Below are 26,490 nucleotides of genomic sequence, written 5' to 3' on the forward strand. Positions count from 1 at the left end.
TTATGAATCAATCTAAAAAGTATATATTCGGTCTTGATATTACAGCCGGTTTTTTATTGGTTATCTCTTTATTTTTTTTAATTTTTATTCCTATTTTTTCGCAATCTACCGTATGGAAAAATTACCGCATCTTATTTTTGCCTATGGAGGCAAATGAGGCTTCTATTTTGGAGGCAGCAGAAAAAAACGGGATTACTGGAGTTATTTCTTCTGAAACTATCGAAAAAAGGTTTATAAATTTAGAAGAACAAGGATATACGGGCTTTCCTTTTACGGATAAGGAAAGATATTCCCAGTGGTTTATTAATGATCAAGAAAATATAAGATATATGTATATTCCTTCAGATAGGACTATAACCAAAGATTTTTTTACTTTTTTAAAGCAGAATGTAGAGTATTTTTACATAGAAGATAATTCAGTTTTTTCAGTATTTCAATTTTTTGTTGTTTTAATATTCTTTTTTATAACCTTTTTTTATACAGGACGAAAAAAAAATTACCTTACCTCAGTTATTCCTTTTATTATATATGCAGCTTTCCAAAAAGGAATTTTAGCACTATCATCTTCAATTCTAATTATGTATACGATAGTTTTTTGGCTTGAAGCTATAGGAACATCCTTAAAATTTACTAAGGAACAGCTTTTATTGAGGATAAAGAAAAATCCGCTTTTAGTCTTTTTCCCTTTTGTAGCTTTAATAATTGCAAAATTTAATAGTAATATTTCATTGATACTTTTTATTTTTGCTTTAATACTTGCAGCTTCTTTAAACTATATTATTGAAAGATTGAACTTTTTTATATCTGAGAAAATAGATAATCAAAAAATTCATAAAACAATAAGGGCCTATGTTATGAATCCTGAATCAATCGCAAAGTTTTGGAACACAAAATACCTATTCATTGTTTCGGCTCTTACTATGTTTTCTATTGTTTTTTCAGCATTATTTTTACACTTTAGCTTTAATAAGACAATTAAAGCTTATCAAAATACCCTATATCTCCCAATGCCAGCATCATCGGTTAAGTTTGAAGGTTTTTCCAAAGAGACATTTGATGAACTTAAGGCTCTGCGCAAAGGAGATGAGCTTCCTGATTTGGGTAATCTTATATCCGACTCTTGGAATGAAAAGATAATTCCGTTTATTAGGTTAGATTCTTCTTCGGAAGATAAGGATAGGGTAAGTTTTAGCGATTTTTCTGTTGATGAAAAAGGTATTGTAACCGAAACTGACGGGCTTATATTTAACTTGGATGATGAGTTTATACATAGTATTATATCTTTTAGAATAAGCCCGTCAATTGAAGATTTGCTTTATATGCAGGGGCATTTTATAACAGCCTCCTATGGATCGAAAAAGTTTCCCCTTAATCGGTATAATAGTGCGGCCTTGCTTGTAGCCCTTGTTTCGGCAGTAATGCCTTTAATGATTATATTACTGAGAGTGTTTGAAAAATGACAGATTTTTTGACGTTTAAGCGGGGCAGAGAGGTTTTAGAGTATCCTAAACTCTCAGCCTCATTTGAAGGCAATGCTTTTTTGCCTCCAAGGGCTTTTATCCCAATAGCCGTAGGAACCAAGAGTGCTCCGGAACCTCTTGTAATGAGAGGTGAATCCGTTAAAGAGGGACAGATTATAGCCCGTACCGAGGGGCCTTTTTCTATAGGCATATATTCTTCGATACCTGGAATTTTATATGACTTTGTGAATTTTAGTCTTCCTAACGGAAAAAAAATATATTCTGCAGCGGTAATACTTGAAGGTTCTTTTGATATACTTGGACGGCCTTCCGCTGATTATTCATGGAAAGAAGCCTCTTATTCTGAAATTATAAATGCAATAACTTATGCCGGAATTATAAATACGGCTCATAGTTCCAATATTCCTTTAGCATACCAAATAAGAAATACCTTAAAGAAAGGACCTGCCGATATTTATATAAATCTTTTTGATAAGGATCCGTCTTCGGGGCTTGACTCTATATTGTTTGATAATTTTTTTGGAAAAGTTGCCGAAGGACTTGGCATAATAGCCAAGATACTTAATGCTGCTTCCGTTACATGTATTCATAAATTGAGTAAAGCTGAATTGCCTAAGCTGGAAAAAATATCCGCTTCTTGCGAAGCTTTTTGCAATGTAAAATTTATAAATGCTTCAAATTCTTATCCATTAGTCCAAAATAATTATTTAAAAAATGAGGGAAATATTTTTTTAATCGATATACCTACGGCAATTTATACATATGAGGTTGTAAAGACAAATAAACCCATTACAGCCGTATATGTACTTATAACGGGAAAGGCTGTAAATGAACCTAAGGTTTTAAATGTTAGAATAGGCACTCCTATAGGAAGCCTTATTGAAGAATGCGGAGGTTTTAAAACAAAACCTGAACAAATTATTTTAAATGGGCTTGTAGGGGGGCTATCGATAGACAGTTTGGATATTCCTGTAACAAGTACATTAAAATCAATTCATATTTTGGGTAAAGAGATTGTAAAAAAACATTCTAGTTCGGAATGTATAAATTGCGGACTTTGTTTTAACTCTTGCCCCTTATATTTGGAGCCTAAAAAAATTGTAAGATATATCGAATCTATAGGATCTATCGAAAGGGAAAATTTAGACTCCGATATTTTAAAACAAATAGAAATTTGTACAGGATGTGCTTGCTGTTCAGCTTGTTGTCCTGCAAGGATTCCCCTATCTGCTCTTATAGTAGATGCCGCTGCCAAACTTAAAAAAGGAGGTTTTTGATGAAAACCTATTCGGACATAACTTTAACTGCTGCTCCATTTGTATATACCCGATTGCCGGCTTCTAAAATAAATATCTGTATTCTTTCTCTTTTAGGAATTCAAATTTTAATCCTTGCCTTAAGTGCAGACCTTTATGCTCTCTTAAATATAATTTTTTCGGTTTTAGGCGTGATATTTATTGAAAATTTAATCAGGTATTTAAACGGTTCAAAGCTAAGCTTATCTCTTGAAACTATAATCTCAGGAGTTTTGATAGGCTTTTTTATGCCTACAGAAATAGGATTTATTTTTGTTTTTGCTTTAAGTGCTTTTTCATTATTTATTACAAAAACAGTTTTTGGAGGTATAGGCAAGAATTGGATAAATCCTACCGCCTTTGCTGTATGTATTGCATATATTTCACATCCTGAAGCCTTTCCTCCTGTTCTTGCAAATTTTTCCCTTTTAAGGGAAAACGGGAGCTTTTTTGCCGTCATGGAAGCTAATGGTCTTATACGGCTTAAAGCTGATTTTACCATTACCTCTTTTTTTAATTCTCTTATATTGCATAGTGTAGGTGTAACCCTTCCTGAAGGTTATATAAGTCTATTTTTAAATTCCACATCGGTTATACCGGCATTTAGGTATAATATAATTACCTTGCTTTCTTCAATTGTGTTATTTTCGGTTAAGGCTGTTGATTTTATTCTTCCGGCAGCATTTATTGCCGTTTATTCTTTGTTGGTATGGGTTTTCGGCATGGTCCCTGTTTCACATACATATTTTACGGGCGATATACTATCGGCTCTTTTGACTGGAGGCGTTTTATTTTCTGCTTTTTTTGTTATGACAGAGCCTTCATCTTCTCCAAAAACAAAATATGGAAAGCTTATGGTCGGGACTTTAATGGGGCTCTTCGGGTTTTTTATTTGTGTTCAAGGTGCTTCTCCGGCAGGCATTTTTTTTACAATAATTCTTACAAATATTATCTCCCCTTTAATTGAAAGACTGGAGATAAAAATACAGGCTAAAAAAAGGAGCCGATATGAATAATGCAAATACGGAAAAAATTAAAAAATATGCCTTACTTGTTTCTTTTTTTATTGCAACCGGACTTATATTATGGGGCAGCTCTTATATAACGGCAGGGTTAAAACGGTCTGCATATTTAGAAGAAGCTGAGTATATTATAAAAAAATCTCCTCTTTGTGAAAATTTTCGTGATATGGAATTTATAAAATCCGTAAACCCCGAACATTTTAACATGACTTTTTGTAATGCAGTTTTTGAGGTTAAAATAAACGGAAAAAAAGGCTATCTTTCTTTTGTAAATATGAGCGGTAAGTATGGAATTTATCAGGGAATGTTTTTATCTTGGGAAGAACAAAATATAATGGAAAGTTCTTTTTGCGGTTTAGCCGGACAGATTTCTGATAGACCTCATTCCTATTACGGTATAACTTCTTTTACGGTAAAAATTTGGCAAAAAAAACTGGATACGGCCTTTCAAAAAGCTTTGTTGCATGGCTTAATAAATAAGGAGAGTTAATAAAATGACGGCAAATAAAAAACTGATTGTGTTTATTTTCGGCCTATGCCCTATAATTCCGGCTGCAAGTAATTTTGCATACGGCCTTGTTTTGACGGTTTGTTTATGGATTATCTTTTGTTTAGGCTTTTTAGGAACATATATCTCTAAACTTTTAGAAATAACTCATTTTAAATATATCTTTGTAAACTTATTTATGATTGCAGGAGTAGTTATGTTTAATTCTCTACTTGGAGGCCTTATACCCATAATACAAGGAGGAATACAGGTATATATTTATATATTAACATTTTCTTATATTGTTTTTTTAGGCCTAAAGAGCTATTATGAAGATTCCGAGTCATTGGATATTCCTATATGGTATTCATTATTGATTTTACTTGTATCTGCTTTAAGGGAATTTTTTGCTTTCGGTTCAATTTCTTTTCCTGTTTCATCGGGGTTTTTATCGCTTCGCCTGCCTTACTTTTCCGAACATCAAGCATTCCGTTTTTTGGGCTCTACAGCAGGCTCATATATAATACTCGGATTAATGATATGGATATATTTTTCGGTTACTAAAGAGAAGTCGAACTTTATTAGGAGAGACAAATAATGAACTTTTTTTTAATAATTTTATTGTATACATTTGTTTCTTCTATACTTTTTGTATATGGAATAGGCCTTGAACATATTTATATACATATTGAAAATCCTAAAAAAACTTTTTCATTTTTAATAAAAAATATTACCCATATATTTTTGTCTATAACCTTTCTTTGGTTTTTATCGTATTATGTTTTAAATCCTTTAAGTCTTAATTTTTTACTTCCGGTTTTAACCGTGTTTTTTTTAGAGTTTTTTAATTTTATCTTTACGCTTATATTACCTAAATATTATGTTTTGGAACATGAAGAAAAGGTTTTTAGCTGGGGTCTTGCCTTTTTTTGCCTTTATCAAGCCGCAACTTATAAAGAGTGCCTTGCAATGATTTTTGCAGGCATTTTAAGCTTATTTGTTTTTTTATTTATTTTACATGTAATAAAACAAAGAGTAGAAAATAATGAAAACTTTAGCGAATGGCAAAAAGCTGCTCTATTATTGATAAGTCTAGGTTTAATTTTATCGGCATTTTATCTTACGGATATTTCCCCATTTTTCTTAATTGCTAATGATTGACAGGGCTTATGTAATAATTTATAATTAAAAATTGTAAAAGGTGATTTTGTGGAAAAAAATAATAAAAAAAAGCTGGAAATATGTTTTGCTGTTCATGCAGATTACAGTATAATCGATGAGTTTTTAAAAGAGGACTATACTCAAGATTATAAGGATATTTTTTCTAATTTATATTCATCTCCCTCTATTCCGTTTACTTTTGCTTTAAGCGGAAGGTTTTTAGATTGGACACAGCGGAAAAACTCTTCTTTTTTTGATGTTATTTATGAGATGCATAAACGGAAACAAATAGAAATTTTAGGGAATGCTTTTTATGAACCCTTTATTTCGATGGTTCCCTCATCAGATCTGATAGGTCAGATAGAGTATATGACAGATACATTGCGTAAACACTCGTATAAACGGCCCCGAGGGATGTATCTTCCTTACTTTGCATGGAATCCCAATATTATTTCCAATTTACAAAAATGCGGAATGGAGTATTGTCTGCTGGATTTCCGTTTTTTTCTTAAATCCGGTTTGAACACATTTGCTCCCGTATGTATGGAGGACAGCGGTAAAATTATATTCGGTATTCCCGCAACCTTTGAATTTGAGAATACGGATTTGCACCCTGCAGCTTTTTATGATGTTCTTTTTAGTTATGCCAGCGTAAATACGGAAACAAGTATTGTAATATTTTTATCGCGTGAGACGGCTGTCCGATTTTTAGATAAATCTGAAGGTAAAAAATCATGGATGGAAGAATTTGAAACCCTTACTTTGCTGCCTGACTCAATAATTTCTCTTAGTAATTCAGGTCAAATCATTAAAAATAAAAAAATATACCAAAAAGGCTTTATCGCCTCGAATGTTATCTTCTCAAACCAGCTTATAAACAGCTCAGTTAAACAGCTTTTAGCCAACAAACCGAATATTTATTCTATGTATGCAAAGATGATTTATGTGCATAGTCTTGTAAATCAGGTAAGAGGCGATAAGGCTCGTAAAAATAACTCTTCCTTGGATTTGTGGAGGGCGGAGAGCGGTATTCTATTTAATTTGGATTTAAAATATGAAAAGTATAACAGAGAATTAAGAAATAATTGTTACCGCAATCTGCTTCTAGCCGAAAAGCAGACCAGAGTTCCGGGAATGTTTGCCGATTCCTTAAGCAGCTTGGATTTTGATTTTGACGGTGTTAAAGAATTTATATCTCAAAGAGAATACCTTAATATGTATATTCATTCTTTGGGAGGAAAAATATTTGAACTGGATGTCTTTTCCGCTTATAAAAACTATGCAGATATATGCTCGGAAGAAACAGGCTTATTTATAGACCATCTTATATCTAAAGATGAACTTGAGGTAATCAAAGAGGGTGATTTTCAGTCGGCTATTGCGAAGCCTGTTTTTTGCGAAAATTTCTATCAGGATATAAGATTTGATAGACTTAAATTTGAACTTTTAATGAAGACGGAAGGAAGTTTCCGAAGCTTTAATCAATCGGTTTCTTTAAGAAAGCAGTTTAATTTTAATGACCAGGGTGTACAAGTTCAGTATATTTTGAAAAATGAAAGTCCCTTTAATCTTTCGGCATACTTTATGGTAGAAATAGATATATCGGTTAGTCCGATCGAAAATAAGTCCCCGATTGTTTCAGTTTATGCCGATGATCAAAAATATGAAGCTTCTCAAGAAAAAAATATTTTCTCAAAGGTTTCTTGGGTTCAAATAGAGGAGTCTGAAGGAAAGACAATATTTACTGTAGAGTCTAACGAATTGGCTGGCTGTATTATTCTTCCGATATATGAAAAAATTTCAGATGCTAAAAACCCAATAATGGGTTTACGGAATCTGTTTTATTGGAGAGTCGATTTAAATTCCGGTTTTGAAACTGAAAAGCTTTTATTTTTTAAGGTAGATGCAAAAAAGGCCTCAAAAGAAAAATAAGCTCTTCCCCTCTTGACCGTGAGGCTTTTGTTACGTAAACTGTAGGTATGCGACGGGTTTTGCCTTATGCTCTTTATATATTAGGGCTGGTAGTAGAAATAATCAGGATTCTCCTATTTGTTTATGTTGAAAAGGAACAGCCTTGGCCTTTGAGTATTGTTGACTGGTCATGTTTTGTCTTTTTATGTATACCGGCTTTATTTTTCTTTTTATTGCTTCATGGGGAAAGAGAATTCCATTTACTTTTAAGAATGATAGCTCTAATTAAATTTTTATCGATAATAGCATCATGGTTCTTTTTGATAAAAACTGCAAGTTTTGTAAGTCTAACGGATTGGACGGCTGACATGTTTATTTTACAGACACGGATAACAAGGTTATTTTTGTATATTGATACTGTAATATTAATTTTATGCTTAAAAAGGGAGAGGTCTTTATGCAAATAATTCCTATTGCCAGCGGAAAAGGCGGTGTAGGCAAGAGTCTTATAGCAGCAAACCTTGCAATTGCCTTGGGACAGGCCGGAAAAAAAGTTGTTTTGGCCGACCTTGATTTGGGTGCATCTAATCTTCATTTGGTCTTAGGTATTCAAGGACGCAAGAACGGAATAGGTTCTTTTTTAATTAAGGCTGCCGAATTTAAAGATATAATAGTTGATACCGACTATGAAAATCTAAGATTTGTACCGGGAGATTCGGAAATTCCGGGATTTGCAGCCTTAAAAATATATCAGAGAAATTCTTTAGTTAAAGAGCTCTTAAAACTTGAAGCGGATTTTTTGATCTTGGATTTGGGAGCCGGAACCCACCTCGGTATACTTGATTTCTTTTTACTATCACCCAAAGGAATAGTCGTAACTTCACCCACAGTTACCTCTACGCTTGATGCCTATGTTTTTTTAAAGAATATTGTGTTTAGGATGATGAGTTCTTCATTTCCTGCAAAGTCTAAAGGATCCGCTTTTTTTGAAAAATTAAAAAATGATGTTCCGAGTATGCAGCGTCTTTATATTCCCAGCATCGCAGAGGAGTTGATGTCAATTGACCCTGAAAATACAAAGAAATTTTTAAATAAATTTTCTCATTTAAAGCCCCGTATTATAATGAATATGATCGATGATCCGAAAGATGCTGAAAAAGCTATGAAGATACGCCGCTCAGCGAAGCAATACTTAAATATTGATATAGAACATTTGGGCGTGATATACACCGATTCTGTTCAAGACAAGGCCCTTGCTTCAAGGCTGCCTGTAGTAAAATATAAGCCTCAATCTATGATTTCACAAGCTATATATAGAATAGCTGATAAACTTATTCAATCCGATGCCGAAAATTATAATGATGAGGATTTTAAAGAACTTTCGGATTCTTCTTTTATATCTGCCGAAGCGGAAGCTGAAATAGATTTTAAATCAAAAATGGAATATCTGGATGAGCTTATAGGAGGCGAGGTTTTATCTTCCGGTGAAATGACTGAAATTATAAAATCTCAGCAGTTTGAAATTAGTGTATTAAGAAATGAAAATTTGCTTTTAAAGACTAAAATTGCAAAAGCTCTTAAGCAGGGTTTTAAGGTATAGGAAAAAAGTATATGGAAAACAGAATCTGGAATTTGAAGAAAAACAAGAACAATAAGTGGTTTTTAACCTTTACCGATCTTCTGGAATCTTCAAATTGCCCTTCAGCTGATGATGTGTATCATGAAGCTCAAAAAAACGGTATAAGGAATTCAATTCTTATAAGTAAAAATACTATAGAAACTTACTTAAAAAAATGTTGTAATTCAGGTATAGAACCGGCTCCTCTAAGCCTTGAGTTAGATCCTAACTTTGATGCAAGGATTACGACAAATACCGATAAAACTGCAGCTTATCTTTATATAAGAAAAGCTGCCGATTCTCCTAATGAAGTCGATATGTCCACTATAAGCAGGCTTATCCAGAGAAGTAATATAGCAAATATTGACACTGCAAAAATAAAAGAAAGTTTAAATGAATTTATAAATTCTCAAGATATGGAATTATCGATTCAGATTGCTGAAGGAATTCCTCCTAAAAGGGGCCCAGATAAAAAACTTATAACCCATTTTGAGCAGATACCAAATCATGAAGTTCAGCGTCTTGCTGACAGATTAAAGCGGCCTGACTTGCGTACTACAGATGTGGAAAATCCTACGGCAGACCAAGATTACCCTCTTTCCGAGGCTGAAACCCTTACAGTTGTCGAAAAGGGAGATTTAATATATGAAGTAGAAGATGCCGGATTAGGCGAAGCCGGTACGGATGTATATGGCCACTCAATTCCCGGCCTTCCAGGTAATGATCCTTTTTTCTTAGATTTAAGAAACATAGTGCAAAACCATTCCGAGCTTCGTGCAGGTGTTACGGGGCTTTTATTGATTGCAAATACCGAAAGAGGTTTAAAAATCCGCATAGTCCCATATAGAGATGCAAGGGTTAGGGCTGTAATAAGCCGTGACAAAATGGAGGCTTCCCTAATTTTGCAATCCGGTTTAGGTGCCGGAGAAAGACTTTCTGTGATAGGGGTAAAAACCGCCTTAAATGAAGTTAATCTTTTAGATGCAATTTCAGAAGATAAGATAAATGAAATTATAGAATCGGCTAGAAAGGTTAATGATGAATGTGAGTTTGTTATATTGCGCGGATCGCCTCCTATTGCTGCCGGTTCCTACAAATTGGAATGGGCTATAGCTTTTAATGAAGAACTTCATACGGCAAATGTTAAAAAAGATGAGCTTATATTGACAGCTCTCCTTTTGCCCAAGGGCGAAAAAGGTAAAAATGTGTTCGGAGAGCCCATAGATCCGAAAAATGCAGAACCTTCGGATATACCTGCTAATAACGAAACTATAAAAGTTACCGAAGAAAAACATGTAATTAAATTTTTTGCAGCCGAATCCGGAGAGCTTTCTTTTTTTAATAATGCTCTTTCAATTTCATCTCTTAAAACAATTCAAAGCGATATAGATGAAAAATTCGGCGATATCAACTTTCCGGGAAATCTTATAATTACCGGAGATATTAAGGATGATGTAAAAGTTAAGTCAACAGGTGAATTGACAATAACGGGGACCGTAGAAAAGTCTCTTATATATTCTGAGGCTTCTCTTACTCTAAACGGCGGTATAAACGGAAAGGGAAGAGGGACAGTTTGGGCTAAGGACAAGACAACCCTTCAATATGCAGAAAATGCACGGGTTTTTTCCGGAGGAGATATAAATATAGCCTCTTATTGTTTTAAATGCTTAGTAAAAACAAACGGAACCGTTCATTTAACGGGCAGCCCGGGAGTCTTACTTGGAGGAAGTATCCATGCAGCGAAAGGGGTATCGGTTCATGATTTAGGTGCCGAAAAAACAATAAGGACTATTATCTCGTTCGGGCAGGATTACTTAATAAAAGATGAAATTGAAGTCCGTGAAAAAGAAATAGAAGATAATAATGCCGAACTTGCAAAAATCGAAAAAGACTTACAGGCAAATCCTCCTGATGTCGATGCCTTAAGACAGCAAAAGGTTAAACTCTTAAAAAGAAACAGTTCTCTTACGGTGCGCATATTTAATCTAAAAGAAAATTTTGAATTTCATATTCCTTCAAAAATTAAGGTAACCGGTTCGGTTTATCCCGGAGTCGTCCTTGAAAGCCACGGCCGTTATTTTGAAGTTATGGAAACCCATCATAATGTGTTTTTTGAGTTCGATGAAAAAACGGGACAGATTATATGTTCACCGATAAGAGAAATCGAAGTAGAATTAGAATAATAAGAGGTTTAAAGTGCTTTTAGCTATACAATATCCTTCATGGCTTCATCCCGAAATTATTCCGGGATTGCCTTTTTTGCGTTGGTACGGTCTTATGTATCTTGTTGCCTTTGGCATAGCCTATTTTTTGTTTTCTTATCAGGCAAAGCATGGCGAATTTGAAAAGTATTCAGGCTGTCAAAAGGCTATGACACAAGATGATATTGCAAATCTTTTTATCTGGGGAATTTTAGGTTTGATTTTGGGGGCGAGAATTTTCGGAACCCTCGTCTATAATCCCGAAACCTATTTAAAAGCCCCTTGGCTGATTTTTTGGCCATTTGCAGGAGATGGAGCCGGAAAACTAAACTTTACGGGTTTTCAAGGGATGTCTTATCATGGAGGCTTTATAGGCGGTTTTTTGGGTGTTGTTTTTTGGGCAAAAAAATATAAATTTAAATTTGCAGCAGTTGCAGACCTTATGGCTGTTTCAATTCCTCTAGGCTACACCTTCGGCCGTCTGGGTAACTTTGCAAACGGAGAACTTTATGGTAGAATAACAACTAGCAATATAGGAATGATTTTTCCTCAAACTCCTATTTCGGATCGATTTTATCTGGCCGAAAGCTGGGTAAGGGATTTTGCAGAAAAAGCAGGTATTGCCGTGCAAGAGGGGGCTGCAATGATAAATCTGCCCCGTCATCCAAGCCAGCTTTATGAAGCCTTTTTTGAAGGAATTGTGCTTTGGCTGATCTTATGGCTTCTCCGCAAAAAAAAGCCCTTTGACGGTTTTTTGGTCTGTGTTTATACGCTAGGCTACGGTTTTTTTAGATTTTTTATCGAATACTTCCGCCAGCCGGATGCCAATAAGGGCTATCCTATATCCTTTGGAAAAGGGGCCGCTAATATTTATGTTTATGAATCGTGGACAAATATATCTACAGGACAAATTCTATGCAGCTTGATGATTCTAGGTTCTCTTGCCGCTATGTTCATTCTTTATATAAAAGAGAAAAAAGGAAAATAGATGGATAAAAAAAAAGGATTTAATTTTTGTATTGAAGAACTGGGCTTTTACCGTATTGCCGTTTCATCGCCTAAAATTTCTCTTGCAGGTATAGAAGAAAATGTAAGTCTTCATCTTCAAGAGATAAAAAGAGCGGAAAAAGACGGTGTGAATCTAATCCTTTTTCCTCGGCTTTCAATTACGGGGGCTTCCTTAGGTTCCGTTTTTAAACAGTCTCTTTTAATCGAAAAAGCCCTTGATGCGGTAAAGATCTTAGCCGAAAAAACTAAGCAGTTTTCTATTGTGTCTGTTATCGGCCTTCCTTTTTTATATAGGCAAAATCTTTATATCTGCTCGGTAGTAATAAGCAGCGGAAAGCTCATAGCCCTTGTACCTCATCTGCCTTCAAAGTTTTTATGTTCTATTTTTTCCGATTTTGAAAATGATCCATGTCTGATTCCATTCTGCGGAGAAAATATTCCCTTTGGAAAGGAATTTAAATTTATTGTAAGCTATAAGAATTCTTGCGGTTTTAACACAGGCTTTTCATTTTCTTTTGATTCTTCTTCTTGTGCCGATCTTATTTTAAATCCTCTTGCAGAGCCTTCAAAGCCTCTTGGATCTTCTGCTATGCGGCAAGGGTATAAGGCTCTTTCAGCCGCAAAAAAATCGGTCATTGCTTTTGCAAACTGCGGAATGGGGGAGTCGGTTTCGGATTATGTTTTTGCAGGCGAATGCGGTATTTTTGAAAACGGAAAAGAACTTGAGTTTACATCATTTGCAAAAGATTTTTACATAGCTTCCGACATTGATACGGAATTTTTAAATATACAAAAATTAGGCTCAAGATTTTCGAAAACTACTGATTCCGATTGGGAAATTGTAATCGAAAAAGAACGCTCCAATACCAAGAAGACCTTAAACTATCATGTACAAAAAAATCCTTTTTTACCTGATTGCGATGAACTTCATAAAAAGTTTATCTATAAGAATTTCTTTTCGGAACTTATTTTTTTCCAAAGCTCTGCTCTTTCAAGGCGGCTTCAGTTTATAGGCTGTTCAAAATGCCTTGTAGGTATTTCCGGAGGCTTGGATTCTTCTTTGGCCCTCCTTGCAAGTGCCTATGCCCTTAAACTTTTAAATATTGATTTTAAAAATCTTTATGCCGTTACCATGCCCGGTTTCGGCACAACCGAAAAAACAAAGAACAATGCCTCGGCTCTTGCAAAGACCTTGGGCTGTACGCTTTTGGAAATCCCTATTGAAAAGGCTATGATGCAGCACTTTTCCGACATAGGTCAGGATATCGATAATCATGATATTGCTTATGAAAATGCCCAAGCCCGTGAGAGGACTCAGATTTTGATGGATAAGGCAAACCAAATCGGCGGTATAATGGTGGGCTCAGGTGACCTCTCTGAGTCGGCCTTGGGATGGATGACCTACGGAGGGGATCAGATGTCGATGTACGAGATTAACTCTTCAATTCCAAAGACTCTTCTAAAAGATTGTATACTTGCTTTTGCCGAAAATAAGATTTTTTTTGAAGATGAAAAGAAAAACACCGCATTTTTAGAGCTTCTATCAAATATAATAAATACGCCTGTAAGTCCGGAACTTCTTCCGCCTAAAAATGGAAAAATTTCTCAAAAAACCGAAGATATAATCGGTCCCTATGAACTTCACGATTTCTTTATTTATCATGCAATAGGAAACGGTTTTTCGCCTAAAAAGGTTTATTTTCTTGCTTGTGAAGCCTTTAGGGATTCCTCTTATTCCAAGGCCGAAATTTTAAAATGGCTGAATCTTTTTTATAAGCGCTTTTTCTCCCAGCAGTTTAAAAGATCCTGCAGTCCAGAAGGAGCTTCGGTTACCGGTTTTTCGCTTTCTCCCCGGGGTGAATGGCTTATGCCTTCCGAAATATCGGTAAAAATATGGCAAAGAGAGCTTGAATTTTTAGTTAAAATTATGTAACATAAACAACATGTTGATGGCGTTTTTGAACTGGATAGGTAACTATATAACTTATTTCCCACTTGTGGCTTTTATAGGTCTAATCTTAGGCGGCTTTAATCTACCTATTTCTGAAGATGTACTTGTTGCGATGTCTGCTTTTCTTTCTCACGGCAAAAAAGCTTCCATCCCTCATTTTTTATCGGCCCTTTATGCAGGGGCGATAATAAGTGATTGTATGGTTTACTTTTGGGGAAGACTTATTGCAAAGGGAACTATATCTATCCGGCTTTTTTCTAAGATTATCACAAAAGAAAATACCTACCGCCTTTTAAAGGCCCTGCAAAAACATGGGATTTTTACCTACATCGTTTGCCGCTTTATACCCTTCGGAGTCCGCAATGCGGTATCGATGACTAGCGGATTCGTAAAATATCCCTTTTATAAATTTTTTATTTATGATTCAATCGCTGCAATATGTAATATTACCGTATTATACAGCCTTGTTTACTGTTTCGGCAGGAGAGGAGGCGATTTTATGAAGATATTCGGAATAGTAATGTTTGTCCTTTTTTTGGCTGCCGGTGCCTATCTTGTAACTTCCGGAAAGCTCTTCCAATTTGCTGACAAAAAACTCGACCAAGAGAAAGAGAAAAAATTAAAATTATTCAGATTTGAATTCCCGCTTCCAATTTGGAAGCAGCCTCTGCCCAGTTTTCCGAAAGCTCTTCAGCCCTTGCCCTTAGCTCTTCTATTTTTTTCTGGACGGCCTTGCTTTTTTCGCCGTTGGAGTATACTTCGGGCTCTGCTAGGAGGGCTTCATTTTCCGCTATTTCCGTTTCGCATTTTTCTATTTCGTTTAAAAGCCTTTCTTCTTCTTTTTCTAATTTTCTTCTTTCCGAGCGGAGGCGTTTTTGTTCCTCGTAGGATAGGTTGGCTGAAGTCTTTGAAGGATTGTTGTTATCGGTTTTTCTTACAGCCCCGTTTTTATCTTCGGCCTCTTCTTGTGCGATTCGATAAAGATAATAATCGTATGTTCCCGGAAAATTCCTGATCCTTGAGGGATTTAAGCCTTCTTCATCAGCCTTGAGTTCCAACACCCTTGTAGCAAGGTCTTGTATAAACCCCTTATCGTGAGATACAAAAACTATAGTTCCGTCAAATCGTTTTAAGGCATCTAAGAGAACATCTTTTGAATGTAAATCCAAATGGTTTGTGGGCTCATCCAAGATTAAAAGGTTCAAGGGCTTTAAAAGGAGAAGGAGGAGGGCAAGCCTCGATTTTTCACCTCCCGATAGAACCGAAAGGCTTTTATAAATATCATCTCCTCGGAATAAAAAGGCTGCAAGCATATCGTAAAGCTTAGGAACAAGATCGGTAGGAGCCGAGCGTTCGAGAAGGTCTATTATGCTTTCGCTCCCTGTAATGGTCTCGGATTCATCTTGAGAAAAATAGCCCATTTTAACTCCGGCACCTTCTTTTAAGCTCCCTGTAAAGTTTTTATCCTCTCCTGCAAGGATGCGCAAAAGGGTTGATTTTCCTGCTCCGTTTTTTCCTGCCAAAACAAGGCGTTCGCCCTTTTCGACGGTTAAATCCAAATTTTCGATTACCCTGTGAAGGCCGCCGGTTTGGCCAAGGGATGGGCTTACAGCCGGGCCAGAGGCCATGCTATACGCCTTGCTTATTCCTTCTGCCTGTAGGACTATTTTTCCCGAATGAGGCGCCGGAGGAAAGCTAAAGCGGATTTTTTTTAGGTGTTCGGGAAGTTCTATTCTTTCCATTTTTTCGAGCCGTCTTATTCTGTCCTGCACCAAGGCTGCACGGCTTTCGGTATACCTGAATTTACGGATAAAGTCTTCGGTTTTGGCTATTTCTTCCTGCTGCTGCTCATAGGCCTTTATAAGGCCTTCAACTTCGATGGTTCTTATCCGCTCATAATCGCTGTAGGTTCCCTTATATTTTTTTAGAGTTCCCTTAAAAAGCTCGTAAGTTTCGGTTACAGTTTGATCCAAAAAGTAGCGGTCATGGCTTACAAGCAAAAAGCCTCCCTTAAATTTTTTAAGCCAAAGCTCAAGCCAAGATCGGGCTTCGATATCGAGGTAGTTTGTGGGCTCATCAAGAACAATTATGTCGGCATTTTGTAAAAGAACCTTTGCAAGGGCTATACGCATTTGCCAGCCCCCTGAAAATTCTTCCGTGTTCTTATTAAAATCCGCTGAAGAAAAGCCCAAGCCCCTTAAGGTTTCGTCAATAAGGCCTTTTTTTGAATTCCAGCCGGAATTTTCAAGCCTTGTCTGCAAGGCATGATAATCGTTTGCCAAGGCGAGGAGTTTTTGCTCATCTTTTTCGGTTTTCATCTTTTCGCCGACCTCGTCCATGGCCTTGATAATATCGTAGCCGTAGGCAAAGGCTGTTTCGGCCTCTTCAGCCAAGGTCTTGCCCTTGTGGACAATGCCGGATTGAGGTAGGTAGGCTATTGATGTATCTTTTTCTGAGGCTATCTCCCCTGAATCCGCCTTTATTTGGCCTGCAACAATCTTCATTAAGGTAGACTTGCCGCAGCCGTTCGCACCGGTAAGGGCTGCCTTTGTTCCGGCCGTTAAAATGAGGGTTATATCTTTTAAAATGTCCCTGTCACCGAAGGCGAGGGAAATCTTTGAAAGCTGTATAAAAGGCATAGTCTTATTTTGCTGCAAAGAATAAAATTACAGGATTCAAACTTCGGCGCATCACGATATTATCCTTTATTCCCGAAGATTCTACCGCTTCAAGGCGGAGTCCCTTGGAGGAAATACTGTACATAAATACAACCGGTTCGGCCGTTTTTTCAAATTTAAAACTTAAAACACCATCATAGTCGGCTGAAAGTTTTTTATCTAAAAAATATTTTAAGCTTACTTTTCCGGAAGAACCTGCTCCGGAAGGTATAATTGAAGGGGATATAAGGCTATATCCGCTCCAAATAAATTGCCCGTCAGGCAGTATCTTTAAAGAGCCGAAATTTTCCGATGTAAATTCGGATGAAGTTTTAGCTATCCTTTGTATGACAGCTTCTCTTCTTTTTATTTCGTTATTGATAATATTTTCAGGTGCTGCATTTAGGGTAATAAAATTTTCCTGCCTGAGTTTTCCGTTCATATCGGAAAATTCGAGAGTTATGATATCCTTACCCCTTATCTGCATTGAAAGATTAGAGCCCTCGAAGAGATATTTGTTTCCTGATTTTATAATCCGCGTGTATGGAAAGGAAAGCCTTGTATTTTGAAGCTCTACTCTTGCAATACCTGACCGTAAACCCGGAAAAAAGCCCCAAGTAAGGCTCATTTTATCGAGATCAACCTGCCTGTTGTTTATCATTTTTCGGTAATGCTCTGGATACCAAAATTCGTTTAAAACAGCCTCAAGCTCTGCATCTTTTTCTTGGGTTAAATTCGTGTTTTCGGAGGATTCGCTTTTTCTTTCATCATAGATATTAAGATTATATGAAAAGCACCAGCCCTGTATGCCGTCCTCAGTTAGAACTTCGTACCACTGCCCATCCATAGGTTTTCCGCCCTTTAAAACCGGAACTCCTTCTCCTGACCATAGAATTTTGACAAGTTGTCCTAATTTTAGGCGGTAAACCTGATTTGAGGTGTTGTCAGGATTTGAACGCATTGGAAGACCGTCTAATTTAACCCTTGCATAAGCGTGTTTATGCTCACCCAATCTTGCTTGAAATTTAGCTGCATCTTTTTTTGATTCAAAAAAAGTCAGCTGCCAAAGAGGAATTTCAAATCTTACCGCAGTTTTTTCGTTTAGACCTACAATATAAACCTTTTCGATATTTGATTTTACATAAACCGGAATTATATCTCCTGCAGTGAGGTTATATTCGGGAATTGACCAGTTTACTACACCGTACCCCAGCTTTTTTGAACAGGAGCTAAAAAAAAGAGCTGATGCTGTAACTAACACTGCTATAAAAAGAATCAGTTTCCATTTTTGAGAAAAATTATTCATGCAAATACCTCAAAATATTTCTTAAAATATTTTTTTATAGAACGTAATTGACTCCGGCCTTCCACATATCGAGGCAGAGCCTTGTGCGTTCTTTTTCTTCTTCCGAATCCCTTTCTCTTATAACTACATTATTTTCGGGATGAGGCATGAGACCGAGAACATTTCCTTGGGAATTGCATATGCCGGCTATATCTGCAAGCGATCCGTTAGGATTAAAAGGGTACTCTCCATTTGCCGGGATTCCCTTATCGGCTTCCCTTCCTCCGTAAACTAGAGCAACCTGTCCTTTTTTAAACAAGTCATCGAGAGTTTTTTGAGAGTCAGTCAAAAAGCGGCCTTCGCCGTGGGCTATGGGACAGTGTATATTGCCTTTTAGGTTCTTTGTCCAGATACAGTTTGATTTTTGGGGAATCATAGTTGTAAACCGGCACTCAAATCTGCCTTGTTTATTGTAGGTTAGGGTGGCCTGCCTGTTTTTATAGCCGTCTTTATCTAAAATTACCTTTCCTTCTTTTTCTTTTCCGGGGAGGATGCCTGATTTTACCAAAATCTGAAAACCGTTACAAATGCCTATAACCGGCTTTCCTGCCGATACAAATTCGCTTACCTCATCAAAAAAGTAATTGCTTAAATCGAGGGCAAAGAGTTTTCCGGCTCCAAGAGCATCCGCATAAGAAAAACCGCCCGGAATTACAAGAATCTCATAGTCTTTCCAATTTTTTTCTTTTGCTTTAAGCTTATTTATATGGACTATCTCAGGCTCTGCTCCTGCAAGTTCTAAGGCTCTTGCCGCATCTCCGTCTCTATTGGTTCCTGTTGCATGTAATACTAAGGCTCTAGGTTTTATCATTATTCTTCCTCACCGTGTTTGCATAAAAATAAATTTTTAATTTGATAAAAATTTGAAGTGTCCAAAGGAGATTTTGTTCTATCGTCTGCCTCTAATTCAATATCAAATGAAAAATTAGTAGGATCAAAGTCTTCTTTTTCAGCTTTTAGGACAAAAATAAACTTTTCCGTATCTCCTGCGTTTTTTGCGGGAATCGATTTTGGACAAAATGTATAAGCTCCCGGGGTTTTGTCCGATATTGTATAAGGATTGTCCCAAAGAATACTCATCTGAGGTACAAGCTCCCCATTCATTTTCAGGCTTATTGTAACATTTTCCATAGGTCTAAAATTGCTTCCGTTTAAAATATTTCCGGTTATTGCCGGGAAATTAAAAACAGGTGTGTTTTCGGTTTCCAATACAGGTTCATGGTCATGAGGCCTTTTTGTAGAAAGAACCTTGTGCATACCTTCAATTACCAAACTTGTAATATCGGCCATAATCTGAATTTTTTCTGTTTTTTCAAATTTTAAAAAGTGAGCAAGACCTCTTCCCGATTTTATATATCGTGGTTTAAGCCGGTTGAGTACATAGCACATGGTGTCAACTCTGCATTGCATACAGCTGCATGTAAGCCAGTCTTCTTTTTTTTCTTCGGCTTCGTCAAATAATTTGTTGACTTCATCATATACCAAGTCTTCCATAACATTATGAATGATCATAAATACTCTCCTTAAGATCAATTAGCTCATCGCTTTGTCAAAACAGCTAACCCATTTTACCCTATATTTAAAAAATCGGCAAGATTGTTTGCTTAAGATTTATAACTTTTTTATAAATTTTCTCGTGGACTGCAATTCTTATTTTTCTAAGGGACGGAACAAGGTTTTGTATAAATTCGTTTGAAAAGACTGTAGAGCTTCCGCTAAAGATTCTTTTTTCATCACAAATAAATAGATCCGATTCAAAAGAAATTTTCTCCGGTATATCTATAATAATATCCTCATGGCCTATTTTTAGGCCCGTTTTGCTTGAAAAATGCTCTGCTAAGGTTTTTTCTGCTTTTAAACGCTTATTTAAGTTTTCTAAGTCTTTATGTCTTGGATTTTTGTCTTGAAAAGCTTCTTCAAATACTATTTTATAAATTTTTCCAAGCCTTAAGTCTTCGGAAAGTTTTTTTTCAGGATAGTTTTTCTTCTCCAAAAGGCGGAAAATATCATCATCGTTTAAATTGTATAAATCGTCGGCAAAAACTTCTTTTTTTTCCATACCCATAAAGATTGCTTTTTTCATCATTGCTGTAGCTATGCGCACATCTTTATGCCAATAGACTGACTTATACATTAAATATTTTGAAAATAGGATGCTTTCAACGCTTATAATGGCCTTAGATTCTATTTTTATCCCGTTTTTTTTATCGGGAATCAACTGGGAAAGGATAAAATCGGTATCTTGAATACCGTAAGGTACTCCGCAATAAAAAGCATCTCTGTTTAGGTAGTCTAATTTATCAGGATCAAGGACACCTGAAAGAAGTTTTTGAAAAAAAAGCGTTTCAGTATCTTGTCCGTCTTTTTTTGTAATAATTGCAGATACTTGCTCAGGGGCAGCTCCGGTTTTTGCAACTATTGAGCTAAAAGGCTCTTTTAAAATGAGCTCGCCGGTTAGATCTTCATGTTCTCTTAGGTCTAATTCTTTTAAAGAATGAGTAAAAGGAAAATGGCCTAAATCATGGAGGAGGGCTGCCGCTAAAAATGACATAGCCCCCTGTGTTGAAACCCAAGCATCAGCTCCTTTTTTTAAAAGAATATCAAGCATTTTTAAGGCTGTATTATAGACTCCTATACTATGAGAAGCTCTTGTATGGCTCGCTCCCGGGTATACAAGCTCTGCAGGTCCTAGCTGTTTTATCTTATATAGGCGTATAAAAGGTTCTTGTTTTGTTATTGTATACAGATCATCGTTCATCCATATATGTTTCCATATCGGATCGCGTACCGCTTTTGAAAAATTATTTAATTCAATCATAAGGCAATTGATATTCTAACATAAATTTGATATAATGTCGATAACAGAATTTTATATTTAAAAAACTGTAGAAACCGGTTGAATTTGCCGATACTTACTATGTGGATTTATTTTGAGGAAAATATTGTTTTTGGTTTGACAAATAATGCTTTTTCCAATATAATACAACACAGAGTTTGAAACGAAACAAAAGGAGTTATACATGAAACATGGCGGTTTAGTTTTTGCGGGTATTGCTTTAGCACTCTTGCTCGCATTTGCACCTTTAACGGCGCAGAGTAGTTCGATTAATTATCAAACTTATATGGTCGATACATTTGATGATCCTGACGGTCAAGATTGGGCATATCATGCAGTCGGCAGTAAATTTGTTACTGAAGGATATCCTGTTTTAAAGTATATTGACGGAATGCCTCATTCGGTTAGAGTAATGCAGGAAGATCCCGAAAAGGCTAAATTTCTTGGAATGCAAGTGAAATTTAACCGTAAAGGCGATAATTGGGTCGATATTATTCCGACAAAAAAAGGAGATAAAGGTGTAGAAGCCTATGAAATCCCTTTTAAAGGACGCATTCATCGATTGGATATGTGGGTTTGGGGGGCAGGATATTATTACTATATAGAAATCCTCGTACGTGACTGTGAAGGAAGAATACATGCATTGCCTTTAGGTTATGTTAACTTTAAAGGCTGGCAGAATATGCATGTTACAGTACCGACCAATATTCCTCAAGCCTCCAGATATCTTGGAAATAAAAATAAATTGGCTTTTGTAGCTTTTAGAATTAGGACATCACCCAGCGAAAGAGTAGATGACTTTAAAATTTATTTTGATCAATTTAAGGCTTTAACTGATGTATTTGTGGACTCATTTGACGGCTATGAATTGGGTGAAATCGATTTTGAAAAACAGACTGAATAGAACGGAGGTTAAAGTATGAAAAAGAGTATAGCTATAATTTTGTTTTTAATAGGTTTGGTTACGTTTTCTTTTGCTCAGCAAAATTCAGCAGAAAATGATTTTTCTAATGTAGATGCCGCAGATCCTACTAAGATCGGCGTTGATTCTGCAGAGCAGAGAATTAAAGAAGTTTCTATTGACAAATTTGAAAACGAAGGTACATGGTACGCAAAGATGTCAGCTGATGAAGGAGTAGTAAGCTCCAGACTCTTTAACGGCAATCCCTTGAATAAGAAACCTATTCCTGCAGAAGAAGGCCTTGAGCTTACAGATGATAAGGTTCTCGGGGTAAAAGTTTCTTTTTATCGACGCGGATATAACTCCTTTGAAGTTCATGCAACAAAGGCTCTCCCTGTAGAGGGAATTGCAAAAACAGCAAGTGTTTGGGTTGTAGGCCGAAGCTATCCCCATACAATGAAACTCATCGTAGAAGATTTTTGGGGAAAGAAATTTGAGCTTTATGTAGGAAAACTAAATCATTCAGGCTGGAAGCTTATGACTGTTGCTATTCCGCCGCAGAATTCTGCAGGAAAAACAGGTATTATCCAAAAGGATTACCACTATGGAACAAGCATGGGGCTTAAGATTGTAGGATTCCGAGTTGAATGTGATCCTGAAGAAGCTTATGGTCATTACTACATTTATTTTGATGATCTTCGCGTCGTAAGCGACTTATACGAAGTTGATATGCACGACAAGGATGATATGTCGGATAACTGGTAAAAAAAATATCTTATAAAATTTAATTTTATTATAAAAAGGGTTGAAAATTTCTTAAAGATGTTTTTAACCCTTTTTTTATAGATTTTTAATTTTTTTGTACAGTGTAAACCTGTCTCTTTTTCCGGCAGCCTTTATAATGCCTGCTTTTTTTAAAAACCAGCTTGTATAAGAAGCGTATTTTTTTGCTCCCAATGTTTTTAGATCTTGGTTTGTGAATTCTTCGGGAAGAAGGTCTAAGACTTTTTTGCATATAGTCCTCATATTTTTATACTCTTCAGTACTATGTATTTCGATTAGTTTTTTATTTATAACTCCGGGCCGGTGAGCTTTTCTTTTTTTCGGCCCTGTATCGGTTTTTATAATCTCAGAGCTTATGTACACCAGTTTAAAACTTAAGTTTTTATTATCGATTAAATGATAAAGTCCTGAAAGTTCCTTAAAAATTTGGAAAAAGATACCATGTTTTGGGCTTTTTCTCCTGTATTTGATTGTTCCGTCTTTATTTAGAACGGAAATATAAGAATTTTGAGCTATGGGATAAATAATCTCTACTTTGTGCTCTGATAAAAATTTTTCAAGTTTTAGTCTTAAAGCACTTAGATTTGAGGTTTGAATTTCTATGATTTTACCGTCATTGCACAGAATATCACAAATGCTTCCTAAAAGAGGCTGCTCGGTTTTTCCGTTTTTAGGGCAAAAGTATTCTTTAAGGCTTTTGTGTAAGTCGCTTTCGTTATAGGTATTTATCATCAGCTTTAGCAGGCCTTAATTGTTTAAACATAGTCTAAAAGTTCTTCTGCACTAAGCTGTTCGAGGATGTATATGGTTTGAATGATTCCCCTATCTTCGATAGTACGCTTTCCTTGAACTTGATAAACAATCATCTTATTTGTAGGTAATTGATGAGGAAGAATTCTTCCGTTTATATCTAAAAAGCTTCCTGCAGATACAGGGCCGTCTATTTCCTGTTTTTCTCCATCTGGATAAATAATATAGTATTCATATAATGTCATGGTCTTAAGTCTATACTCTTTTAAAGAACTTGTCAATTTAGTGAATTAGACATTTATAGTCTTTACATTTTTTTTTGAATGAGATATTATTTACGTTATGAATAAATTGGCTGAATTCCTTCCCGCTTTTATGCACTTTTCACGGATTGAAAATACAAATCTTATTTTACTATTAGGGATAATTTTGCTTTTAGGAGCCCTTGGCGGGACTTTGTTTAAAAGACTAAGAATTCCTCAGGTTGTAGGTTATATTGTTATCGGTATTATAATAGGGCAGTCCGGTTTCCAGGTTTTATCGGCTCAAATAATTACTGCTTTAGATCCTTTGTCCAGTATAGCTCTTTCTCTTATAGGTTTTTTGATTGGAGGAGAGTTGAAGACTAAGGTAATAAAAAAATACGGAACCCAGTTTGTAGGCATATTGATTTTTGAGTCAATAGTTCCCTTTATCACGGTATCTATTTTTGTTTCTCTTGTTTCATATTTTGTTACAAAAGATTTTGCAGCTTCTATTTCTTTAGGTTTAATTTTAGGTTCAATATCCTCTGCAACGGCTCCTGCCGCAACTACCGATGTATTGCGCGAAAATAGAACCCGAGGCCCCTTAACGACTACGGTTTTAGGTATTGTTGCTATGGATGATGCTGTAGCCCTTGTGTTATATGCTCTTGCTTCTTCGATTGCAGCGTCTCTTTTGGGAGCTCAGACGGCAAGTTTTGGAAAACAGATTCTTTTGCTTATTTATAATATTTTCGGCTCTATCTGTTTAGGAAGTATAATAGGATTTTTTTTAAGTCTGATTATCAGAAATATGATGACGGATTCAGGCCGTATTTTAGGTTTTTCTTTAGGAAGTCTTCTCCTTTCTACAGGTATTGCTTATCTTCTTGATCTTGATACTATCTTAGCCGCAATGGCTTTAGGCTTTTTTATGGTAAATTTTGCTCCTGCAAAAACCCGCTCCACATTTACCTTAGTTGAAAATTTTACGCCTCCTATCTATGTGCTTTTTTTCGTTTTGGTCGGTGCTAAGTTAAATATTTGGAATGTTACTCCCTTTGTTGCTATTTTAGCTCTTTTATATGTTTTTTTACGTACATTAGGAAAAACCATAGGTTCTATTTTCGGTTCATGGCTTACAAAGGCTCCTGAAACCGTAAAGAAATACTTACCGTTTTGTCTTTTAAGTCAGGCAGGGGTTGCTATAGGTCTTTCTATTTCGGCAGGTCATGATTTTTCGGATACCATAGGCCCGACTATCCTTCTTATAGTTACAGCCACAACTTTTATAGTACAGCTGCTCGGCCCTATTTGTGTAAAATACGGAGTGAAAAAATCGGGAGAATGCGGGCTCGATGTTACCGAAGAAGATTTGATGGGAACATTATCGGTAGAAGATGTTGTCTTAAATGGGAAACCTATTTGCTCTCCAAATTCACCTGCAATTATTCCCGAAAATTTTCCATTGAGTGCTATCATAGATTCATTTAGCCGTAGTCCCAATTTAAATTATGCCGTTAAAGATAGTGATGGAAATATTTCAGGCATCATAAGTCTTGATCATTTAAAAGAAACATTAACGATGACAGCTATTTATGATTGTGTATTTGCTATGGATATTATGCAGCCTGCCGCTATTGTTTGTTCGGATAAAACCGGCCTTAAAGATTTATATGAATTGTACATCGAAAAAGACTTATATGCACTTCCTATAATTGGAGAAAATGGAAAACTTCTTGGAATGGTTGAAAAAGATACTGTAGATCATTTTTTACATCGAAAAATAATAGAATTGCATACGACTGCTTATGATGCAGAATAAGGCTTCATATTTTTTTGTGTAACCTATTGAAAGTCTTTGTTTTTTGTTGTATTATCACGATGTATTGAAGTTTTCCGGCATTGGAATCTGTTTCGGCGATCTTTTGCAGGCAGCTGGTCATTTGTTTTAAGATGAGCTTTTTTATAAAAAATATAAAAAAGCAAAGGTTTTTTATGCTCTTTTAAAAAAAAGAGCTTTTTTTATGTACAAAACCTTTTCAAGCTGACTGTGAAAGTAAAATACTTTTTATAAGGTCTAATAATTATGGAAAAAAATTACTTTGTGCATGAGTCAAGTTATGTAGATGAAGGTGCAGAAATAGGTGAGGGAACTAAGGTTTGGCATTTTTCACACATAATGAGCGGCGCTAATATTGGAAAAAAATGTTCAATAGGTCAAAATGTAAATATAGGCAGCCGGGCTGTTATAGGGGACGGAGTTAAGATACAAAACAATGTTTCCGTTTATGATGATGTTATCATAGAAGATGATGTTTTTTGCGGGCCTTCTTGTGTTTTTACAAATGTTATAAATCCCAGAGCTTTTATCGAAAGGAAACATGAGTATAAAAAAACTTTAATAAAGAAGGGTGTTTCCATAGGAGCAAATGCGACGATTGTCTGTGGTGTTACTGTTGGTGAATATGCCCTTATAGGGGCCGGTTCTGTGGTAACAAAAGATGTTCCTCCATATGCCTTAGTTTATGGTAATCCTGCTCGTATACATGGAAAGGTAAATAAAGAAGGGGAGAAAAAAGTAGAATAAAAGCTGTGAAGTCTGACAGGCTTGTTTTACAGTTTATCTTTTAACATAAGAGTTTTCGTTACTTATTGATTATTTTTACTTTTTTTGATAGTATGGGTCAGTTTAAGTGCTTTTTGCTCGAGTAAATCTGTTTCGGCGATGATGAGGGCGGGGTATGGTTATGCTTTTTATGTGAGCTTTTTTTATAAAAATGATAAAAAAAATGCGGGGTTTTATGCTCTTTTTAACGAAAATGAAGAAGATGGGTGTTT

22 protein-coding genes and 1 pseudogene are annotated in these 26,490 nt (G+C 35.8%); 16 read left to right on the forward strand and 7 right to left on the reverse strand.

Annotation, left to right across the window (positions count from 1 at the left end; genetic code table 11):
* Nucleotides 1–2: 2 nt before the first annotated feature.
* The 12 genes and pseudogenes from E4N78_RS06915 to E4N78_RS13820 form a co-directional block, all read left to right on the forward strand.
* Entirely contained in the window at nucleotides 3–1,460 is a 1,458-nt protein-coding gene (locus E4N78_RS06915) for a hypothetical protein (protein ID WP_255809839.1), read from the forward strand.
* On the forward strand, nucleotides 1,457–2,758 hold the full coding sequence (locus E4N78_RS06920) for an SLBB domain-containing protein (RefSeq protein WP_255809840.1): 1,302 nt from the start codon (nucleotides 1,457–1,459) through the stop codon (nucleotides 2,756–2,758). Before E4N78_RS06915 ends, E4N78_RS06920 begins: the two co-directional genes overlap by 4 nt.
* Entirely contained in the window at nucleotides 2,758–3,792 is a 1,035-nt protein-coding gene (locus E4N78_RS06925; protein WP_255809841.1) for an RnfABCDGE type electron transport complex subunit D, read from the forward strand. Before E4N78_RS06920 ends, E4N78_RS06925 begins: the two co-directional genes overlap by 1 nt.
* The gene (locus tag E4N78_RS06930) at nucleotides 3,785–4,288 is read left to right on the forward strand and encodes a hypothetical protein (RefSeq protein WP_255809842.1); all 504 of its coding nucleotides are present in this window, start codon (nucleotides 3,785–3,787) and stop codon (nucleotides 4,286–4,288) included. Before E4N78_RS06925 ends, E4N78_RS06930 begins: the two co-directional genes overlap by 8 nt.
* Nucleotides 4,289–4,292: 4 nt before the next feature.
* On the forward strand, nucleotides 4,293–4,883 hold the full coding sequence (locus E4N78_RS06935) for a hypothetical protein (RefSeq protein ID WP_255809843.1): 591 nt from the start codon (nucleotides 4,293–4,295) through the stop codon (nucleotides 4,881–4,883).
* On the forward strand, nucleotides 4,883–5,446 hold the full coding sequence (locus E4N78_RS06940) for a hypothetical protein (RefSeq protein ID WP_255809844.1): 564 nt from the start codon (nucleotides 4,883–4,885) through the stop codon (nucleotides 5,444–5,446). The genes E4N78_RS06935 and E4N78_RS06940 overlap by 1 nt, the downstream gene beginning before the upstream one ends.
* Before the next feature lie 48 nt (nucleotides 5,447–5,494).
* Nucleotides 5,495–7,378, forward strand: a complete 1,884-nt coding sequence (locus E4N78_RS06945; protein WP_255809845.1) for an alpha-amylase/4-alpha-glucanotransferase domain-containing protein — start codon at nucleotides 5,495–5,497, stop codon at nucleotides 7,376–7,378.
* 436 nt (nucleotides 7,379–7,814) lie between these two features.
* The gene (locus E4N78_RS06950) at nucleotides 7,815–8,957 is read left to right on the forward strand and encodes a nucleotide-binding protein (protein WP_255812331.1); all 1,143 of its coding nucleotides are present in this window, start codon (nucleotides 7,815–7,817) and stop codon (nucleotides 8,955–8,957) included.
* A gap of 11 nt (nucleotides 8,958–8,968) precedes the next feature.
* On the forward strand, nucleotides 8,969–11,158 hold the full coding sequence (locus E4N78_RS06955) for a FapA family protein (RefSeq protein ID WP_255809847.1): 2,190 nt from the start codon (nucleotides 8,969–8,971) through the stop codon (nucleotides 11,156–11,158).
* Between the two features lie 13 nt (nucleotides 11,159–11,171).
* Complete coding sequence (lgt, locus tag E4N78_RS06960; protein WP_255809848.1) at nucleotides 11,172–12,164, forward strand: prolipoprotein diacylglyceryl transferase; 993 nt, start codon at nucleotides 11,172–11,174, stop codon at nucleotides 12,162–12,164.
* The gene (locus E4N78_RS06965) at nucleotides 12,165–14,117 is read left to right on the forward strand and encodes an NAD(+) synthase (protein ID WP_255809849.1); all 1,953 of its coding nucleotides are present in this window, start codon (nucleotides 12,165–12,167) and stop codon (nucleotides 14,115–14,117) included.
* A 10-nt stretch (nucleotides 14,118–14,127) separates the two neighbouring features.
* Nucleotides 14,128–14,748: pseudogene (locus E4N78_RS13820) on the forward strand (DedA family protein); the annotation flags it as partial.
* A 16-nt stretch (nucleotides 14,749–14,764) separates the two neighbouring features.
* On the opposite strand, the gene E4N78_RS06975 reads toward E4N78_RS13820, so the two are convergent.
* The 5 genes from E4N78_RS06975 to E4N78_RS06995 all read right to left on the reverse strand — a co-directional run bounded on the left by E4N78_RS06975 (nucleotide 14,765) and on the right by E4N78_RS06995 (nucleotide 20,955).
* Nucleotides 14,765–16,774 (reverse strand): ABC-F family ATP-binding cassette domain-containing protein, encoded by a 2,010-nt coding sequence (locus tag E4N78_RS06975; protein ID WP_255809850.1) that lies wholly within the window; start codon nucleotides 16,772–16,774, stop codon nucleotides 14,765–14,767.
* A gap of 4 nt (nucleotides 16,775–16,778) precedes the next feature.
* Nucleotides 16,779–18,098: an SH3 domain-containing protein gene (locus E4N78_RS06980; protein ID WP_255809851.1), complete on the reverse strand. Its 1,320-nt coding sequence runs from the start codon at nucleotides 18,096–18,098 to the stop codon at nucleotides 16,779–16,781.
* Nucleotides 18,099–18,132: 34 nt separating this feature from the next.
* Nucleotides 18,133–18,948: a phosphoribosylformylglycinamidine synthase I gene (purQ, locus tag E4N78_RS06985; protein WP_255809852.1), complete on the reverse strand. Its 816-nt coding sequence runs from the start codon at nucleotides 18,946–18,948 to the stop codon at nucleotides 18,133–18,135.
* A complete protein-coding gene (locus E4N78_RS06990) occupies nucleotides 18,948–19,649 on the reverse strand; it encodes a late competence development ComFB family protein (protein WP_255809853.1) in 702 nt (233 codons plus the stop codon). Before E4N78_RS06990 ends, purQ begins: the two co-directional genes overlap by 1 nt.
* A gap of 67 nt (nucleotides 19,650–19,716) precedes the next feature.
* On the reverse strand, nucleotides 19,717–20,955 hold the full coding sequence (locus tag E4N78_RS06995) for an HD domain-containing protein (protein ID WP_255809854.1): 1,239 nt from the start codon (nucleotides 20,953–20,955) through the stop codon (nucleotides 19,717–19,719).
* Between the two features lie 202 nt (nucleotides 20,956–21,157).
* Here E4N78_RS06995 and E4N78_RS07000 point away from each other — a divergent pair, with 202 nt between their 5' ends.
* Together E4N78_RS07000 and E4N78_RS07005 are read left to right on the forward strand one after the other, a co-directional pair.
* Nucleotides 21,158–21,877 (forward strand): flagellar filament outer layer protein FlaA, encoded by a 720-nt coding sequence (locus tag E4N78_RS07000; RefSeq protein WP_255809855.1) that lies wholly within the window; start codon nucleotides 21,158–21,160, stop codon nucleotides 21,875–21,877.
* A 15-nt stretch (nucleotides 21,878–21,892) separates the two neighbouring features.
* Nucleotides 21,893–22,639: a flagellar filament outer layer protein FlaA gene (locus E4N78_RS07005; RefSeq protein WP_255809856.1), complete on the forward strand. Its 747-nt coding sequence runs from the start codon at nucleotides 21,893–21,895 to the stop codon at nucleotides 22,637–22,639.
* Between the two features lie 75 nt (nucleotides 22,640–22,714).
* Here the strand turns inward: E4N78_RS07005 and E4N78_RS07010 are convergent, their stop codons facing one another.
* Nucleotides 22,715–23,389, reverse strand: coding sequence for a DUF8091 domain-containing protein (locus tag E4N78_RS07010; protein ID WP_255809857.1), 675 nt, complete (start codon nucleotides 23,387–23,389; stop codon nucleotides 22,715–22,717).
* Nucleotides 23,390–23,412: 23 nt separating this feature from the next.
* Entirely contained in the window at nucleotides 23,413–23,652 is a 240-nt protein-coding gene (locus E4N78_RS07015; RefSeq protein WP_255809858.1) for a hypothetical protein, read from the reverse strand.
* A gap of 97 nt (nucleotides 23,653–23,749) precedes the next feature.
* Here E4N78_RS07015 and E4N78_RS07020 point away from each other — a divergent pair, with 97 nt between their 5' ends.
* Together E4N78_RS07020 and E4N78_RS07025 are read left to right on the forward strand one after the other, a co-directional pair.
* Nucleotides 23,750–25,474: a cation:proton antiporter domain-containing protein gene (locus tag E4N78_RS07020; protein ID WP_255809859.1), complete on the forward strand. Its 1,725-nt coding sequence runs from the start codon at nucleotides 23,750–23,752 to the stop codon at nucleotides 25,472–25,474.
* Nucleotides 25,475–25,738: 264 nt separating this feature from the next.
* Nucleotides 25,739–26,239: an acyltransferase gene (locus E4N78_RS07025; RefSeq protein WP_304665928.1), complete on the forward strand. Its 501-nt coding sequence runs from the start codon at nucleotides 25,739–25,741 to the stop codon at nucleotides 26,237–26,239.
* Nucleotides 26,240–26,490 lie beyond the last annotated feature (251 nt).

The organism is Treponema denticola, from assembly GCF_024400535.1.
GTDB classification, from domain to species: domain Bacteria; phylum Spirochaetota; class Spirochaetia; order Treponematales; family Treponemataceae; genus Treponema_B; species Treponema_B denticola_C.

Bases quoted from the DNA above. Each gene is read 5' to 3' on its own strand.
- E4N78_RS07000 (WP_255809855.1), top strand. From the start codon at position 21,158: ATGAAACATGGCGGTTTAGTTTTTGCGGGTATTGCTTTAGCACTCTTG.
- E4N78_RS06935 (WP_255809843.1), top strand. From the start codon at position 4,293: ATGACGGCAAATAAAAAACTGATTGTGTTTATTTTCGGCCTATGCCCT.
- E4N78_RS06975 (WP_255809850.1), bottom strand. From the start codon at position 16,774: ATGCCTTTTATACAGCTTTCAAAGATTTCCCTCGCCTTCGGTGACAGG.
- E4N78_RS07025 (WP_304665928.1), top strand. From the start codon at position 25,739: ATGGAAAAAAATTACTTTGTGCATGAGTCAAGTTATGTAGATGAAGGT.
- E4N78_RS06980 (WP_255809851.1), bottom strand. From the start codon at position 18,098: ATGAATAATTTTTCTCAAAAATGGAAACTGATTCTTTTTATAGCAGTG.
- E4N78_RS06925 (WP_255809841.1), top strand. From the start codon at position 2,758: ATGAAAACCTATTCGGACATAACTTTAACTGCTGCTCCATTTGTATAT.
- E4N78_RS06920 (WP_255809840.1), top strand. From the start codon at position 1,457: ATGACAGATTTTTTGACGTTTAAGCGGGGCAGAGAGGTTTTAGAGTAT.
- E4N78_RS06930 (WP_255809842.1), top strand. From the start codon at position 3,785: ATGAATAATGCAAATACGGAAAAAATTAAAAAATATGCCTTACTTGTT.
- E4N78_RS06940 (WP_255809844.1), top strand. From the start codon at position 4,883: ATGAACTTTTTTTTAATAATTTTATTGTATACATTTGTTTCTTCTATA.
- E4N78_RS07005 (WP_255809856.1), top strand. From the start codon at position 21,893: ATGAAAAAGAGTATAGCTATAATTTTGTTTTTAATAGGTTTGGTTACG.
- E4N78_RS06990 (WP_255809853.1), bottom strand. From the start codon at position 19,649: ATGATCATTCATAATGTTATGGAAGACTTGGTATATGATGAAGTCAAC.
- E4N78_RS07015 (WP_255809858.1), bottom strand. From the start codon at position 23,652: ATGACATTATATGAATACTATATTATTTATCCAGATGGAGAAAAACAG.
- E4N78_RS06955 (WP_255809847.1), top strand. From the start codon at position 8,969: ATGGAAAACAGAATCTGGAATTTGAAGAAAAACAAGAACAATAAGTGG.
- E4N78_RS06995 (WP_255809854.1), bottom strand. From the start codon at position 20,955: ATGATTGAATTAAATAATTTTTCAAAAGCGGTACGCGATCCGATATGG.
- E4N78_RS07010 (WP_255809857.1), bottom strand. From the start codon at position 23,389: ATGATAAATACCTATAACGAAAGCGACTTACACAAAAGCCTTAAAGAA.
- E4N78_RS06915 (WP_255809839.1), top strand. From the start codon at position 3: ATGAATCAATCTAAAAAGTATATATTCGGTCTTGATATTACAGCCGGT.
- E4N78_RS07020 (WP_255809859.1), top strand. From the start codon at position 23,750: ATGAATAAATTGGCTGAATTCCTTCCCGCTTTTATGCACTTTTCACGG.
- E4N78_RS06965 (WP_255809849.1), top strand. From the start codon at position 12,165: ATGGATAAAAAAAAAGGATTTAATTTTTGTATTGAAGAACTGGGCTTT.
- purQ (WP_255809852.1), bottom strand. From the start codon at position 18,948: ATGATAAAACCTAGAGCCTTAGTATTACATGCAACAGGAACCAATAGA.
- E4N78_RS06950 (WP_255812331.1), top strand. From the start codon at position 7,815: ATGCAAATAATTCCTATTGCCAGCGGAAAAGGCGGTGTAGGCAAGAGT.